Raw genomic sequence first — 14,913 nt, 5'->3', positions numbered from 1 at the left:
GGAACGGTCTGCGTTGTCGGGAAGATACGTGATCTGATCCTTCAACTCAGCAAAAGTTCGATTTATTCAACAAAGCCGCCAAAAGATATAAAGACACGGTCGGTGTCAGCTCCGTCAGAGATCTGTACGGTACAATGATGAATGAGGGTGCCAACAAAGGGATTTTGGTCTGTACCAGTCAGTATGGCAAAGACGCTTATCGGTTTTGTGAGGATAAACCAATAGAACTCATTGATGGCGGAGGTCTTCTTTATCTCTTAAAGGAGCACGCTGGCGTATTTGCCCGTATTAATCCAAATTTTTAAGTAATTTTAAGGATGTCATGAAGGTAGCACATTCGTTAAGTTCATTACTTTATCTGAGCCGTTGCAAATCCATTAGTATGAAGAACTGTTAGTGTAGTAATTCCTAATGGTCCTTAGCCATAAGCGGACTGGCAAGTCCGCTTTCTCTTGGCAGACGTAGCGACCCCTTCAGTCCGACCGTTATGTGCCAGAAGCAGACGTTATGCCGGTTCTGAAACAATGCTTTTTATGGTGACGTCCTCATCCCGTTGATGAAGACGTCACTAACATTGCGGCCTGTCAATCTGCAGAGGTTGATGTTGGAATTCGGGCAATAACCTTAATTTCAAAATCGAATCCCGCAAGCCAGGTCACTCCAACGGCTGTCCAGTTCGGGTAAGGGGGCTGCGGGAAAATAGACTGTTTCACCTGCATAATTGTCGGAAATTGATTTTCCGCGTCGGTATGAAAGGTGGTGACATCAAGCAGGTCGTCAAACGTACAACCCGCTGCTGCAAGAGTCGCTGCCAGGTTATCAAACGCAAGTCGTACCTGCGCGGCAAAATCCGGCTCCGGCGTACCGTCGGCGCGGCTGCCAACCTGGCCGGAAACGAACAACATATCGCCAGAGCGGATCGCGGCAGAATACCCGTGTTCTTCATAGAGGGCATGGCGGTTAGCAGGAAAAATAGGCTCACGCTGGATCATGGAATTTCCTTTCTTAAGTCAATGTGTGATGCGGGATGCGCGGTATGCAAAATTGATTTAATATACGCGGCGTATGTTGAATTAATCACACATACGCCGCGTATGTCAAATGACATCCGTTCTGTATGTCTAAAAGGAGATCGTATGGCCACCAAACGCCGCGCCGAAACAATGGAAGAGAACCGAGCCAAATTGATTACGGCAGCGCGGAAGTCCTTTGCCGAAAATGGTTTTGCTGCCGTATCGATGGATGAACTAACCGCCAGCGTTGGCCTGACACGTGGGGCGCTATACCACAACTTTGGTGATAAAAAGGGGCTGCTTGCCGCTGTTGTTGCTCAAGTAGACGGCGAAATGGCACAGCGAGCCAAAGCCGCTGCCGCGAATGCCGGTGACGACTGGGAAAGGCTGCTGGCTGAAGGGATTGCCTATATTAAGATGGCGCTGGACACAGAAGTAAGGCGTATCGTTCTGCTTGATGGCCCGGCTTTCCTTGGGGATCCCGCGCAATGGCCGAGCCAGAATAGTTGCCTCGAGTCTACCCGACAGATCGTCATAAATTTGATCGAACGCGGCGTACTTAAATCGGTTGACGCGGATGCCGCTGCACATCTGTTAAACAGTGCCGCGCTGAATTCCGCACTTTGGATTGCTGCGAGCGACGATCCGCAGCGGGCGCTGCCAAAAATTATAGAGGTGTTTACTCAACTGGCAAGCGGCTTACGGAATAGTTCCAATAAACTATGATGAGACGTTTATAGGGGGGGAGCTAAAATCTTTCAGTACGCACGGGGAGTTTAAAGCCACGACTTCTTCATCTCATCAGACAAAATACTAAACAACGAAGGCGTCAGGAAACAGATCTCTTCTATCGCTCATCAGAATGGCGCTCATTAGAAACCTGCATGCTGCGCTTGTTGTGGTCGCCCACCTAGAGCGCATGGAATTGTATTATCTGTTGATCATATTTTTCCTCGTTCAAAGTTTCCGCATTTTGCATTAGAAAAATCAAAGTTGCAGGTACTGTGTGATGAATGCAACTTGGCGAAATCGAATGCCACTTTTGATGATTGGCGAGAATGAACGCTATCCTGAATCAGGATAGCGTTGCATCGGCCCGTTGAACGCATAGCTTAAAGCGTTCCTTAAGCTCAGTGAACCTGTGTACCTCGTGCCAAGGGCGGACGCTATGCTAATCAATGGCGAGGTTGTCAGGCTGGATAGTACGTTTAGCCAGTTTCTTTTGGAGTATTATGACCATTACGGGAAATCCAAATGCGGCTAATGCACTTACAACAAGCAGTATGTTTAGATTTTGCGTTGTTATTCCAAGACCAGGGAGTAATAAGGAAGACAGAAAGAATGCGAGAGTTGTTACCAGGTGCATAATTGCTGTCTGTAGTGAAGAAAAACTGGCTCGTTGTTCATCTTTAGGATAGTGGATAATAACCGACGAAGCGGATACAAGTCGGCTATATGAGGTTCCAAGAAATAAGGTTATAAATAAAAATGTATTATGATAGCCCATCGCAGGAATCAGTAGACTTGCTACGAATAACAGCGTTGAAATTGTTGCCAGCATCAGGGCGGATAAACGTGATGTCAGGATGCCTGTTATTTTTGTAGACAGATAACCTACAACTCCTCCACTTAAAAATAATAAGGGTAAAAGGTTTTGTTGTGTAGCCATATATTGCGTCATTAACGGAGTCAAAATGGGAATAATGAGCATTGGACTAAATTGCACCAGTGCAGTACAAGAGGCGAAAAGTAAGGTTTGCGTGTCAATAGACAGATTGACCTTTACGCGTGGTGGGGCCGTATCCTTTGGAAGGAAAAATACTATCAACGGTAGAGACACCAGACAAAGGGAACTGATTAACCACAGCGCAGTATGCCAACCATAGTGTGTGCACAAAAATAATATAGCGGGCATTCCGACGATACTGACCATCGAAAATGATGCAATCACCGTTGCCAGTATTTTTCCACGTAAGTTTGCTGGGGCATAATTTATCAAAATACTCATACCCACGCCCATAGTCGTACCACCAACCAATCCTGCGCAAAATCGTAGTGCCAGAAGAGTGTGAAAATGAGTAGTGAGTGTTGACAAAAAGGTGAGTGCTCCGAGCAGTAACATATTCTTGATTAAGAATTGTTTTTTATTAAACAGGTCGATCCAATAAAAAGCAGCAACTCCAGAGAGAACAGCACCCAGTGTGTACATACCCGAGACATAGCCAGAAAATGATACAGGAACCGCGAACCCGTCTGCCATAAAAGCAAAAACAGGCGTTAACGCCATATATTCCAATGCATTAGTGAACTGGACAAAAGCGATTACAATAGCTATCCGCATGAGGGATTTATGATTAAACGTCGGTGTGACCAGTGGCATAGCAGGCAACCTATGGATGAAAGATATCCGAGTTTAACCGCTATCAATGGTGTGCATTAGATGGTAAAAATGGCACTTATTATTATCATATATGGGATAGTTGATGCGTCCGGCTCTTGATTTTAATACCCTGAAAGTGTTCATTGCAGTGGTTGAAAGCGAAAGCTTTGTTGGGGCATCGAAAGTCCTTGAAATGCCGACATCAAATGTTAGTCGTTGTATTTCTCAGTTAGAAGACAGGCTGAATCTTCAGCTCATCGAGCGCAGTACCCGACATATGAAGCTCACCCAGGCGGGGCAGCTACTCTATACCCGAGCGAAGCCATTACTGGAGGCGCTTGAGCAAACTGAGACAGAATTAACGTTGCGGCAAATGCAGCTCAAGGGCCCATTACGTATCTGTATTCCCAATGAAATAGGCCCTGCATTGCTGGGTTCTGTTGTTGCCGATTTCGCCTGTCAGCACCCGGATCTGGAGATAAGCTGTGTCACAAATTTGTCAGGTTTCGAATCCCTGCGGGACGATCTGGATTTAGCTGTCATTATTACCCGTGGTCAGATGGATGACAGTGACTACATCGCCCGCCATCTGGTGACTATCCCATGTACTATTGTTGCAGCCCCCTCCGTTATTCAGCGTTATGGCACCCCTTTGCATATCCAACAATTTGAAAAACTACCCTGTATTACAACGGTAAGCGCACTGAAAGGTGCTCCCTGGCAGTTTGTCAATACAAAGGGGAGATTCGAGACGGTCAAGGTTAAAGGGCATTATCGGGTAAACAGCGGAGAGATGGCAGGGCGAGCTGCGGTAGCAGGCGTCGGTTTTGCAATTCTGTCGAAACAAGCTTGCCAACCCTACATTAACGATGGACGGTTAATCGAGGTTGAATTTGAACAATCGCCAGCCCCATTGCAATTGTTTGCACTTTATTCAGATCGGCGTTACCTACCCGCTAAAACAAGAGCACTCATTGATTTCATGCATCAGAAATTGAGCAATATATCCTTCGCAACCTAAGGCAGCGTTGAATCATCGCAGAGAGTCCAGTTGGCACAATGAATCTCTACAGCGTCAGCTTCTCGCTGTGAGTTAAACGGGTCGATGCAACGCAATCCTAAATCAAGGTGAAATTAACCCGTCAGATAACGGGTCACCAACAGAATCAATTCACATTTTAGATCTGAAGACATTAATTGGCCGCGCCGCGATGCATCGTGTACGACACCTTCAATTGCTGAAGCCAGCACATGGCTGGCGACCTGTGCCCGCGCCGAACCTAGCTGACGGGCAGTAAAAGCAGCATAGTATTCAGCATAGCGACGTTCAAACTCCTGATGTGCATCACGTCCGGAGAGCGGCACTTCATCAAGCAAAACGCGATGCAAACGCGGATTAATTAAATGCGCAGCGATGATGCCATCAATCATTCGCTCAACCTCCACTGTTAATGAGTCAGCCTGCGTCGACCCGTTAGCATTGACGGTTTCAAAAACCCGCAATATCGACTCGAGATGTTGCTGGCGTATCGCTTCTGCCAGAGCCAACTTATTGGGAAAATACTGGTAAAGCGAGCCAATACTGACCCCGGCGATGCGCGCCACTTCATTGGTATTAAATTTTGCCCATCCTTTTTCAGCCAATATGCGAGTAGCAACATCCAGGATGATGCCGACCAAAAATCGTGAGCGGCTTTGCTGCGGCTTTTTACGCATGTTTCGCTTTGTATCTGGAACACGAGTATTCACGTGGTGGCTCTCCGATTGATAATGCGAGCATTAACTCACATATCAAAAAGGAAATAAAATGGTCCTTACAGCGCAGTACAACAGAAAAATTAATTTGCTTAAACGCTCTTCTGGCATGCCAGGACCCGCTAATTTTGAGATTGTTGAGCATCCTGATATGGCGTGCAGCGACAATGAGGTATTGGTTCGCAATTGTTGGTTTCGGATCTCAATTTCTACCCGCCTGATGATGAGTGAAGAGGCCGGAAGTGTAAAAGGCATTCCGTTTCCTCCCATCAACGTTGGCGATACGCTGGCAGATGCGGCCATAGGCCAGATTGTGTCTGCGCCTGCGGCTAGCGGTTTGCAACCGGGTGAATTCGTACTTCATCCGTTTGGATGGCGAGAATATGCTGTTGTCGGCATAGAACTCTGTACGCGATTAGGCGACAAGCTGTTGAATCCAGCCGCCTATTTGGGACATGGCTGGACGGCGTATGCCGCTCTGACGCGTGCGACTCAGGTTAAACCTGACGATGTGGTTTTTGTTTCGAGCGGAGCGGGGGCGATTGGCTCCATGGCAGGACAAATTGCCCGTAAGCTTGGCGCCAAACGAATCATTGGCAGTACTGGAACGCCAGAAAAAGCGTCTTGGATGAAGCGGGAATTGGGTTATGACGAGGTCATCATTCGCGGTGACGGTAATATCAGCGAGCAACTGCACCGCTATGCCCCCGACGGCATTGATTTATTTATTGATATTGTGGGCGGTGAGCAATTGGAGGCCGCAGTTTCTCACTCTCGGGAAGGGGCGAGGCTTGTTCTGCTTGGGGCATTATCCGCCGAACTTGCAGATGCAAAGTCGACCAAATATGCCCCTGTGGAAATAGATGCTTTCGCTATTATCGTCAAGGGCGTTAGGATACGCGGATACAGCGCTGACGAAAATCCGGAAGTATTTGCCGAATGGCTTTCCTGTTTGTCACAACCTTTATGGGCAGACATCGCGTTTCCCATGACCCGGTTTAAAGGACTGGAATCAGCACCATTGGCACTGAAAGAAACGTGTTCCGGTAAGGCGCGTGGTCTGGTACTCGTTGAGCTTTAAACAATATTTAAGGCCAGATTGTATTGGCTTAAAAGCTGACGCGAGTTTAACCGAAATCTAGAGGTCACAAGAGAAAAGACGGCTATATTCGGTTCGCGCTGGTGTGCCAAGCGGCCCCAACGAACGAAGCGCGGGCAGTTATTCATACGAAGGAAGTAAGATGCTTTTGCCAGATTCAAGCTTTATAAAAACCCTTTATCAATCGTCATGTGAAGAATGAGTCGTCCGCTATTTGTTTCTCTGGATGGGCCCAAGGGAGCCGGTAAAACCACACTGTTGGAAGCCATCACGAAAGTACTAAGGGCAGAGAACAAGAAGGTGATCCGGCTTTGCGAGAAGAAAAGCGATCCCTACAGGGGGGAAACAATGGCCCTTGTTAACAAACTCGTCAGAAACCCCACCCTGGAGTTGGAACTGGAGGTTTGTGAGCGCTTTGCTGATAGCCGTGCTTGGATTTCCCAGCACGTGCTGACTAAACAGCCACCGGACAGCATTATCTTGATGGATCGCTGGTACCCGTCGGATGCCGCATTTCGCCGGATGGTTCCATTTGCAGAGATTTTACAGCTTAACATTGCACGAAACGTGCGAACGCCAGACCTGCATGTCGGGGTTGTTACAGCGCCTGATATTTCATGGGCGAGGGCTGCGGCCCGATCGCGTGGGCTAAGTAGTACTGTGATTCATAAGCTGGAAGAACATGTCGCTTGTACCAAAGCGTTCGAGCGAGAAATTGCAAATCACGGCTGGGTTCTATGCCGCAATGAAGGAACCATCGAAGACGCAACGATGCAGGTGATTTCTGAGATCTACAGAGTGCTTGCATGCCCCATAGGCATCGATTTTGCGGACAGAACCTCCGCTGCAGGCCGCCAGTAATTACGGTAACCTTATTGTGTCACTCTCTACCCAGTGTGAACCTCCGATGGGTGTTGCGTCTAGAGAATCGAAACCACTCAGTATTTTCAGTCTTTGACACGGAGAAAATATTGTCGGTGAGCCCAGCTTTTTGTGACAAAAAGGGTTAGCCGGCATTTTCTTTGGGGCAAGTTCAGGAGGTTGCGTTATGTTTTTGGGCAGCCAGTAGCAGGAACACCGACGTCATCAGCAGAGGTAAAGTCACCTTGGTCGATGTTGGGAGCACTAAAATCCCTTCGTTATTATTGTGTCAGGCAGTATCCATGCTGCCCGTATTGATCCTCTGCGGCAACATTGTTCAGGTTTGAAATAAAAACCTCACTCTGCCTGGATTGATTGAGTCTCCACGTTCGATCCGCTGAGACCAGGAATGAGTTTTTTGTTCTAACTGCTGATCCTCGTCACCGTCCAACAAACTGAAAAAGCAAAACGCCCGCTTAAGTTTCCTTAAGCGGGCGTCTCTAATATGGCTCCTCTGACTGGGATCGCCTTTGCCAGTAACTGGCTAATAAGTAAGCTAAACCTGAATTGCCCTTCTGTCAAGACCACCAGAATGACCACCAATCGAAGCTGGTTATATAAAACTGATTTGAGCGGTCTCGTGCATTTGGTGATCGTTACTATGATCATATCTACAAGGGCTGTCTGCTCTGTACCTAATATAGACTTTCATACCCTGGAAATTACACTATAAGGTGATCTAGGATATGCGCTTACAGGTTACGAATATTGTGCCAGAATCATGTAATTTGATGATTGCCGCTTTGCTTTCGAGCCAGTAAGTGCTCCATGTTCGCTAACGAATACTCAGGGCATGCAGTTCTTTCGAAGAGCGTGGAATGCATACCAATTTTCCTCAATCAAAAGGAGTTGATTATGAGTTCGATAGACCAGTTTGCTGCCCATATTGGTCTCGACTGGGCGGATAAAAAACACGATGTCTGCATCCAGTTTAATAATGGTGACCGTTTCAATAGCGCAAAAGAAATTCAAAACTACTCAGTGAGGGGCTCGTTCTGTACCTCAGGTACTGATCAGGTGCCTGAGGCAGGAAATGTGAGGAGGAGGTTAATGCGTAGCAGATACAAAGATCGAAGTCTCACTCTAGAAATTGGAATTTTATAAATTTCCATTATCCGTAGAAGTAACTCGATAGCTCGGCTGGGTATTGTTTTCCCAAGGTTATCATTTGGGCCAAATTGGCCTTGGCATTTAACTCTCCTGCAAGCATTCGAAAAACATTGTTAAAGCGATTTATCCTCCCTTCCTTCAAAGAGTACCGCTCCTCGCAGGCGCATACAAAACTCTTTATCTCTTCTAATAACTTGTCGCTGACGGGGTTAATTGTAAGATAGTTTCCTGTTGGGCCGCACTTCTCAAACGAAAACTGATGCGCAGCTTCATTTCTCAAATTTTTTAGCAATCTGACAATTGAAAGAAGCTCATTGTTTAGTAGTTTCTCCTTTTTGCAAAAAACTATTTTTTTATCATATGTCATTTTATCAGCAAGCTTATATGTGGTTTTTTTGCTGTCAATTATTATCTTGTACAGCATGCCCTCTATATAAGCTGCATGAGAAATTATATCTGCTCGACACTCGAAATGCCCAATATCAGCATTGTGAGGGGAAATACTTATGCTATCAAATTCCTCGCCGATCGAATGGGCTGAAAGTATGATTCGAATGAAGTGGGGAAAGTTAAGGCTCTCCAGTTTTAGCTTTGATTCTAAATCAAGCTGGAACGCAATTCCGTACTCATTGGAGTACTGGGCTATAGCGAATGAGTCAGTGATAATGTCCCAGAATTGCGAAAATGGATATTTTAGAATTACTTTAGATGCACCTTCTTCAAGATGATAAGTTATATTGCCACTAATTGAAGCCCAGTGGAGTCTTTCGACTAAAATGAAAACATCTTCAGGTGAGAGCGTGCTGGATGTGAGTACTTCCTCTTTGCTAGAAAACGTCGCCTTATGTAACGTCTCGATTTGACCTGGTAGTGAGTGGTCTACATAGCCCTTAAGGTGGTAGTTTTCTGGAGTCCCCATATTGCCCTTACTCCTACAAAATTATTTGATTGGCTCAGCCGAGATAAGTTTTTTACCTGCGTTTCTGTGACATATCAACTTTTTCCAAATTCTTAGCCTGTAGCTTTGCGAGAGTTTTCAGAATCGACCGCCTTCAACTTCTTTTAGAACCCGCAGAATCTGAGTTTCAGTAAAACGTGCTTTCTTCATAATGACCTCCGCTGATTACATCTTAACCAGAGAACTCCATTAAGCGGTAAGACTAAATTCAGGGGGACAACAAAATGGCTGAGGTGGTGCGCCGAGAACGTCGACGATCGTGACGCGGATTACGGCTGCGGGTACAACTGCACAGTGAAGACCTAGAATATCAACATGTTGAGCCAGCCATGCGGCGCAGCGTGCCAATAACTGAATGCGTAACTCGCCGTCTGGTGGCGTAGCGCCCCCAAGCCAGGCGTGGAACGCTTCGGCATCCTGCGTCATCACCTCGCGTAAAGGCCGACCAGCCCAGAGGCCGTAGTCGGTGGCCGGACCGTTGCGCTCGATGTACTGCGTCGGCTCAGGTGTTCGGATGCCGCAAAACGCCCGCTAGCGAAATTCTGGATAATTTCGGCTTCTTGCGGACTTTCGACTTGGCTTGATGTGTATCCAAAGGTTACACTTGGAGCCATGAATGAAAAAGATGCCGGAATGCGAATCCGCGTCGAGCGGGAGCTCCGCGATGAATTTCTAAAGATATGCCGCGAGCAGGATCGTCCCGCCGCGCAGGTCATTCGTGAGTTCATGCGGGAATACATAGCGGCGAAGAAATCAAATCATGCTGGTCAGACCGAGAATGCCAGCGGCAGGCCAGTTGCTCCAGAGGGCCAAGGATGAAGAATGAATGCCGTAGAGAAAGCCATTCTTGGCGGACAAGCTTACGTTTGCATTCATTCAAGCGTTTAGAGTGAAAGAAGCAACATATGAAAAATGAGAATATAGTCCAGAAAATTTGGAACCTTTGCCACATCCTTCGTGGTGATGGGATCAGCTATCACCAATACGTGTCTGAATTAACGTATCTCCTTTTCCTCAAAATTGCAGAAGAGAATGGTGTTGAACGTCTTCTGCCATCTGGCAACCGCTGGAAAGACCTCCTGAGTCATCCTAAAGATGGCTTGCTGGGCTTCTATCAGGAGATGCTGACCCACCTTGGTACTAGCGCAGAAAGTGAAACGATCCAGGCAATATACGCCTTTCCCACTACGGTGTTTTCGCACGACGAGAACCTTCACGCCGTAGTAGATGGCATCGCCAAAATTGATTGGAATGATCTCTCGGGTGATAGATTTGGACACATCTACGAGGGGCTGATCGAAAAGAGCTCGCAGGATGTGCGTTCTGGAGCAGGTCAATATTTTACTCCAAGAGCACTGGTTAATTCCATGGTGCGAGCCATGAAACCAAAATTGGGTGAGATAATTCAGGACCCTGCGGTTGGAAGTGGCGGATTTCTAATTGCAGCGGACCGGTTTATTCATTCCGAAAATACAAAACAGGCATACGCGAAAACGCCCCCAAAATATCAAGGCGTTGAAATTGAAAAAAATACCCGTCGAATTTGTTTGATGAATACGTTTCTTAATGGCCTCGATGCCGAGGTCATATACGGCGATGCGCTGACGGATGATGCAAATGGGCTCCAGCCCGCCGATCTTATTCTTGCCAACCCACCATTTGGGAGCAAGGCCGGTAGCAGAAGATCGCTCCGCGCTGATCTCCCTTACCATAACGCAAACAAGCAATTGGCCTTCCTTCAGCACATATATCTTGGCCTAAAGCCGGACGGGCGCGCAGCGGTCGTTCTGCCGGACAATGTGCTGTTCGATGATGGTGTTGGTAGATTGGTTCGACGAGAACTAATGGACAAATGCGATCTGCACACGGTTCTTAGGCTCCCAACAGGAATTTTCACAAGCGCCGGCGTTAAGACAAATGTTCTGTTTTTTAGCCGTGGCAGTAAGAAAAAAGATAACACGAGGTCTGTCTGGTTTTATGATTTGCGCACAAACATGCCAGTATTCGGAAAGACCACACCGTTGCTCGACGAGCACTTCGCCGAATTTGAGAGTTGTTTCGGAAATGACCCGTACGGCAAATCAACTCGCGAGGATCAAGGCGAAACGGGTCGGTTCCGTTGCTTTTCGCGGCAAGAGATTGCTGATCGGGAAGATGGTTTGGCTATTTCTTGGCTCCGCGATGAAAGCGGCGACGCTCAGGATGCGGTGGAAACTCCAGAAGAGATTGCCGCTCTGATCCTCTCTCATCTTCAATCGGCAATGAATGAAATTGAAGCCGTCGTCGGAGAGCTCATTGAGCCTTCTGAGGTTAACGAATGACGATAAGGGAGGAATTTACGCGAATAATCCAGTTGGTTTTGGCGGTTGAAACAGACAGATTCGAGAGCGAAGGGATCAAAACAGCGCAGCTACGACTGGAAAAAAAACCGTGCCACGAGATGGGAGGTGGGCATGGTTGATTTACCGAAGGGGTGGACACAAGTTGCATTCAAAGATGTTGTGGAGGTGAATCCGCGCAGGTCTTTTGACTTGGAGCCTGATGACATGGTGACCTTTGTTCCTATGGCAGCTGTCAGCGAAATTTCCGGAGCCATTGTTGATGATGTTTCGCGCCAGCTACGTGACGTCGCCAAAGGGTTTACGCAATTTTCTGAAGGGGATGTCATCTTCGCGAAGATTACGCCATCGATGGAAAATGGAAAATCTGCTATCGCCACAGGGCTTGTAAACGGCATTGGTTTCGGTTCAACCGAGTTCCACGTATTACGCAGCTACGGCGGAGTTATTCCAGAGTATATCTGGTATTTCATCCGACAAATATCATTTCGTGACGACGCTCGAAAAGTAATGACTGGTGCTGTTGGCCAACAGCGTGTGCCTGCAGCGTATTTGAAAGAACATCTTCTTCCGCTGCCGCCTCTCACTGAACAAAAACGGATCGTTGCCAAACTTGACTATCTGACCTCCCGCACAGCCAAAGCCCGCACTGCGATTGATCATATTTCGCCGCTGATTGAGAAATACAAGCAGGCCATCCTGCGCAAAGCGTTCAGCGGTGATTTGACCGCGGGGTGGAGGAGTAGGAACGGTGTATCAATGTCAAGAACAGTTCGTCTTGGCGATGTTGTGTCCGACATTCGGTATGGCACAGCAAAGAAAAGCTATCCTGAAAAGCGCGGAACCGCAGTTCTTAGGATTCCTAATGTGTCAGGCGGGCACATAAATCTGGTTGATCTCAAATACACAAATTTTGACGATCAAGAACTGAGGAAGCTCGCATTACAATTAGGCGATATTCTTGTTGTGCGTTCAAATGGAAGCCCGGACCTTGTGGGCCGAGTTGCCTTGGTCACAGAAGCAGAAACAGGTCTGGCTTATGCCGGTTATTTGATTCGTCTACGACCAAATATAAATAATATTAAGCCAGAATATCTAAAGTATATTCTCGGAAGTCCGCAGATTAGGAATACAATAAAGACAATTATTCGCTCCTCCAATGGGATTCATAATATCAACAGCGGTGAACTGTCTAGTCTTGAATTTCCGTGCCCAGAACTCGATGAACAAAGCGAAATCGTCCAACGTATCGAAACTGACTTCGTTTGGCTGGACCGAGTATCCAACGAGCACATTGCAGCATCAGATCTGCTTTCCGCACTTGATCCGTCTATTCTTCAGGTAGCCTTTCAAGGCGAGCTTGTCCCGCAAAATCCGCATGATGAACCCGCATCCATCCTGCTCGAAAGGGTTAAGGCTGAAAGGGAGACGCTACTGGCAAAAACAAAATCAGGGCGCAAGACGGCGGTGCGTCCCCAAAAGCCAACGAAGAGTGGGGTTAGGATGGCAAATTTGATCGAAGTTCTAAAATCCAGTGAAAATTGGGTTTCCGCCAGCAAGGCGGCACAAGCACTTGGAATTGGAAACGGCGCGACCTCTGATGCGGTAGAGGAGTTCTACAACGAACTACGGACGCACCTTCAAGGTGGTCTCATTGAGGTCGAGCGCCGGGGAGATGAAGACTGGTTGCGCCTGATGCCGATAAGTGGGGTGTGATCATGCGCATCGATTGGCTGTGGATAGGTGAATACAAAAATCTGAAAGACTTGACGATTGATTTCGCCCAAGAGCATCTCATTACCGTGTTGATTGGTAGGAATGGGACTGGCAAATCGAACGTTCTGGAAGCGATAACAGTTCTCTTTCGTGACCTGATCATGGGTGAGCAAGCGAACGGAATCAAAAACAAGCCATCCTTCGCCTACCGAGTTTGCTATCAAATCAAGGACAAATGGGTTCGCATTGATGCTGATCCAGCGGGCAAAGAACCATATCGCATCAAGCTCGCGCCATATGATCCCGATGCTGAACCTCTGTCTGCTGTCCTCACCTTTGAGGAAGCCCCTGGCGAAGCAATGGCTCTTTCCAAGTTGCGAGATACAGATGACGGCTATCTGCCGAAGTTTGTATTTGGCTATTATTCAGGCCAAAGCGAGAGGATGGAAGAGGTTTTTCTTAAATATCTCGAGCGGTACGACAAAGACCTTCGGGCTGGAAAAAATCCCGGCTTGAAGCGTCTGTTCTATGCACTTCCGGTTCACAGCAATTTTGTTTTGCTGTCTTTCATAGTGAACAACGCCGAGTTGACAGACAAGTTCTTGCAGGAACAACTCGGCCTTGAAGAGGGTGGGATTGAATCCGTTCTCTTTGTTCTTAGGCAGCCTTCATGGACATCCAAGGAAGGTGATCCACGCTTCTGGAACGCGCGTGGCGTCGTGTCCGAATTCCTAGCCACTCTTTACGATATATCTCTTGCACCATTGCGGATCACTCGCAAAGAAAAGGTCAGTCTATGGAACTCGCGAACACTGGAATTCTTATATCTTTTCGTGAAAGACCTTGACGCACTGCGCAAGCTGGCCGCGGGAAAAAGCACTGCCCAGTTTTTCCAACATTTGGAAAGCACCTATGTTTCAGAGTTGATCGACGAGGTGCGTATCAGGGTAAAGTTACGAAAGAATGATGGGTCGGTTACATTCCGTGAACTGAGTGAAGGTGAACAGCAGCTCCTAACTGTGCTCGGGTTGCTTCGTTTCACTGCGGAAGAAGAAAGCCTGTTTCTGCTAGACGAGCCTGATACGCATTTGAACCCGAGATGGAGCGTTGAATATCTTCAGCATATTCGCAATTTCTTGAATGTGAATGGGACAGAAAAGCAGAGTAGTCACGTTCTTCTGGCTACGCACAATCCAGTTGCCGTAGCGGAGCTTGAGAAAGAACAAGTTCAAATCCTTACGCGTGATAAGGAAACGCAGGCGATCTCGGCTGCGGAGCCAGACACGCACCCGCGTGGAATGGGCTATGCGGGTGTGATGACCAGTGAAATGTTTGGACTGAGTGCGGCCCTAGACACCCATACCCAAGATCTGCTTGCGAGGAAGCGCCATCTCAGCGGACAGGATGTGCTAAGTGAAGATGACAGGAAAAAGCTGAAGGAAATCAACGAAGAGCTCCAAACTTATGGTTTCCGCTATGAGGTGCGCGATCCCGAGCTTAAAGAGGCATTGCGAAGACTGGATCAGGAGGCGATGCCAGTAAGTGAAAGGGAGGAGCTGCCTGGCGAGGCTGAGAAAGCTCGCCGTCTAGTTCATAATGCCTTGAATAAGAGGGGGGATTGA

General features: G+C 47.5%; 16 protein-coding genes and 1 pseudogene. 11 read left to right on the top strand and 6 right to left on the bottom strand.

What is annotated here, in order from left to right; genetic code table 11:
* Window positions 1-134 precede the first annotated feature (134 nt).
* Window positions 135-305 (top strand): restriction endonuclease, encoded by a 171-nt coding sequence (locus AC2FCQ_RS19445; RefSeq protein WP_490639897.1) that lies wholly within the window; start codon window positions 135-137, stop codon window positions 303-305.
* Window positions 306-584: 279 nt separating this feature from the next.
* Here the strand turns inward: AC2FCQ_RS19445 and AC2FCQ_RS19440 are convergent, their stop codons facing one another.
* Window positions 585-992: a RidA family protein gene (locus AC2FCQ_RS19440; RefSeq protein ID WP_265556546.1), complete on the bottom strand. Its 408-nt coding sequence runs from the start codon at window positions 990-992 to the stop codon at window positions 585-587.
* Window positions 993-1,136: 144 nt separating this feature from the next.
* On the opposite strand from AC2FCQ_RS19440, the gene AC2FCQ_RS19435 reads away from it, so the two are divergent.
* Window positions 1,137-1,739 (top strand): TetR/AcrR family transcriptional regulator, encoded by a 603-nt coding sequence (locus tag AC2FCQ_RS19435; protein ID WP_490308805.1) that lies wholly within the window; start codon window positions 1,137-1,139, stop codon window positions 1,737-1,739.
* 174 nt (window positions 1,740-1,913) lie between these two features.
* A pseudogene (locus AC2FCQ_RS19430) lies at window positions 1,914-2,075 on the top strand (HNH endonuclease); the annotation flags it as partial.
* Between the two features lie 109 nt (window positions 2,076-2,184).
* On the opposite strand, the gene AC2FCQ_RS19425 reads toward AC2FCQ_RS19430, so the two are convergent.
* Window positions 2,185-3,393, bottom strand: a complete 1,209-nt coding sequence (locus tag AC2FCQ_RS19425) for an MFS transporter (protein ID WP_490308806.1) — start codon at window positions 3,391-3,393, stop codon at window positions 2,185-2,187.
* A gap of 103 nt (window positions 3,394-3,496) precedes the next feature.
* On the opposite strand from AC2FCQ_RS19425, the gene AC2FCQ_RS19420 reads away from it, so the two are divergent.
* Complete coding sequence (locus tag AC2FCQ_RS19420; protein ID WP_490308807.1) at window positions 3,497-4,414, top strand: LysR family transcriptional regulator; 918 nt, start codon at window positions 3,497-3,499, stop codon at window positions 4,412-4,414.
* Window positions 4,415-4,527: 113 nt separating this feature from the next.
* Here the strand turns inward: AC2FCQ_RS19420 and AC2FCQ_RS19415 are convergent, their stop codons facing one another.
* A complete protein-coding gene (locus tag AC2FCQ_RS19415; RefSeq protein ID WP_490308808.1) occupies window positions 4,528-5,142 on the bottom strand; it encodes a TetR/AcrR family transcriptional regulator in 615 nt (204 codons plus the stop codon).
* Window positions 5,143-5,200: 58 nt separating this feature from the next.
* Between AC2FCQ_RS19415 and AC2FCQ_RS19410 the strand changes: the two genes are divergently transcribed.
* Both AC2FCQ_RS19410 and AC2FCQ_RS19405 read left to right on the top strand, forming a co-directional pair.
* Complete coding sequence (locus tag AC2FCQ_RS19410) at window positions 5,201-6,229, top strand: MDR family NADP-dependent oxidoreductase (protein WP_490308809.1); 1,029 nt, start codon at window positions 5,201-5,203, stop codon at window positions 6,227-6,229.
* Between the two features lie 216 nt (window positions 6,230-6,445).
* Window positions 6,446-7,108 carry a dTMP kinase gene (locus AC2FCQ_RS19405; RefSeq protein WP_209635987.1) on the top strand — a complete coding sequence of 221 codons (663 nt, stop codon included), beginning with the start codon at window positions 6,446-6,448 and terminating at the stop codon, window positions 7,106-7,108.
* Between the two features lie 486 nt (window positions 7,109-7,594).
* Here the strand turns inward: AC2FCQ_RS19405 and AC2FCQ_RS19400 are convergent, their stop codons facing one another.
* Window positions 7,595-7,777, bottom strand: a complete 183-nt coding sequence (locus AC2FCQ_RS19400) for a hypothetical protein (protein WP_490308810.1) — start codon at window positions 7,775-7,777, stop codon at window positions 7,595-7,597.
* A gap of 246 nt (window positions 7,778-8,023) precedes the next feature.
* Between AC2FCQ_RS19400 and AC2FCQ_RS19395 the strand changes: the two genes are divergently transcribed.
* Complete coding sequence (locus AC2FCQ_RS19395) at window positions 8,024-8,272, top strand: hypothetical protein (protein WP_490308879.1); 249 nt, start codon at window positions 8,024-8,026, stop codon at window positions 8,270-8,272.
* A gap of 7 nt (window positions 8,273-8,279) precedes the next feature.
* Here the strand turns inward: AC2FCQ_RS19395 and AC2FCQ_RS19390 are convergent, their stop codons facing one another.
* Window positions 8,280-9,197, bottom strand: coding sequence for a hypothetical protein (locus AC2FCQ_RS19390; protein ID WP_490308811.1), 918 nt, complete (start codon window positions 9,195-9,197; stop codon window positions 8,280-8,282).
* 228 nt (window positions 9,198-9,425) lie between these two features.
* Complete coding sequence (locus tag AC2FCQ_RS19385) at window positions 9,426-9,725, bottom strand: histidine phosphatase family protein (protein ID WP_490639898.1); 300 nt, start codon at window positions 9,723-9,725, stop codon at window positions 9,426-9,428.
* Between the two features lie 123 nt (window positions 9,726-9,848).
* Here AC2FCQ_RS19385 and AC2FCQ_RS19380 point away from each other — a divergent pair, with 123 nt between their 5' ends.
* From AC2FCQ_RS19380 to AC2FCQ_RS19365, 4 genes are all read left to right on the top strand, one after another.
* Entirely contained in the window at window positions 9,849-10,055 is a 207-nt protein-coding gene (locus AC2FCQ_RS19380) for a hypothetical protein (protein WP_116362029.1), read from the top strand.
* Between the two features lie 86 nt (window positions 10,056-10,141).
* Entirely contained in the window at window positions 10,142-11,557 is a 1,416-nt protein-coding gene (locus AC2FCQ_RS19375) for a class I SAM-dependent DNA methyltransferase (protein ID WP_490308812.1), read from the top strand.
* Between the two features lie 132 nt (window positions 11,558-11,689).
* The gene (locus tag AC2FCQ_RS19370) at window positions 11,690-13,291 is read left to right on the top strand and encodes a restriction endonuclease subunit S (protein WP_490308813.1); all 1,602 of its coding nucleotides are present in this window, start codon (window positions 11,690-11,692) and stop codon (window positions 13,289-13,291) included.
* A 2-nt stretch (window positions 13,292-13,293) separates the two neighbouring features.
* Window positions 13,294-14,913, top strand: coding sequence for an AAA family ATPase (locus AC2FCQ_RS19365; RefSeq protein ID WP_490308814.1), 1,620 nt, complete (start codon window positions 13,294-13,296; stop codon window positions 14,911-14,913).

The organism is Serratia sp. CoH_134_PS_4 (genome assembly GCF_058190535.1).
Note: the sequence above shows the minus strand (reverse complement) of the source record. Positions and strands in the feature narration are given on the sequence as shown.

Coding starts and splice junctions, on each gene's coding strand:
- AC2FCQ_RS19445 (WP_490639897.1), top strand. CDS start 135: ATGATGAATGAGGGTGCCAACAAAGGGATTTTGGTCTGTACCAGTCAG.
- AC2FCQ_RS19440 (WP_265556546.1), bottom strand. CDS start 992: ATGATCCAGCGTGAGCCTATTTTTCCTGCTAACCGCCATGCCCTCTAT.
- AC2FCQ_RS19435 (WP_490308805.1), top strand. CDS start 1,137: ATGGCCACCAAACGCCGCGCCGAAACAATGGAAGAGAACCGAGCCAAA.
- AC2FCQ_RS19425 (WP_490308806.1), bottom strand. CDS start 3,393: ATGCCACTGGTCACACCGACGTTTAATCATAAATCCCTCATGCGGATA.
- AC2FCQ_RS19420 (WP_490308807.1), top strand. CDS start 3,497: ATGCGTCCGGCTCTTGATTTTAATACCCTGAAAGTGTTCATTGCAGTG.
- AC2FCQ_RS19410 (WP_490308809.1), top strand. CDS start 5,201: ATGGTCCTTACAGCGCAGTACAACAGAAAAATTAATTTGCTTAAACGC.
- AC2FCQ_RS19405 (WP_209635987.1), top strand. CDS start 6,446: ATGAGTCGTCCGCTATTTGTTTCTCTGGATGGGCCCAAGGGAGCCGGT.
- AC2FCQ_RS19400 (WP_490308810.1), bottom strand. CDS start 7,777: ATGATCATAGTAACGATCACCAAATGCACGAGACCGCTCAAATCAGTT.
- AC2FCQ_RS19395 (WP_490308879.1), top strand. CDS start 8,024: ATGAGTTCGATAGACCAGTTTGCTGCCCATATTGGTCTCGACTGGGCG.
- AC2FCQ_RS19390 (WP_490308811.1), bottom strand. CDS start 9,197: ATGGGGACTCCAGAAAACTACCACCTTAAGGGCTATGTAGACCACTCA.
- AC2FCQ_RS19380 (WP_116362029.1), top strand. CDS start 9,849: ATGAATGAAAAAGATGCCGGAATGCGAATCCGCGTCGAGCGGGAGCTC.
- AC2FCQ_RS19375 (WP_490308812.1), top strand. CDS start 10,142: ATGAAAAATGAGAATATAGTCCAGAAAATTTGGAACCTTTGCCACATC.
- AC2FCQ_RS19370 (WP_490308813.1), top strand. CDS start 11,690: ATGGTTGATTTACCGAAGGGGTGGACACAAGTTGCATTCAAAGATGTT.
- AC2FCQ_RS19365 (WP_490308814.1), top strand. CDS start 13,294: ATGCGCATCGATTGGCTGTGGATAGGTGAATACAAAAATCTGAAAGAC.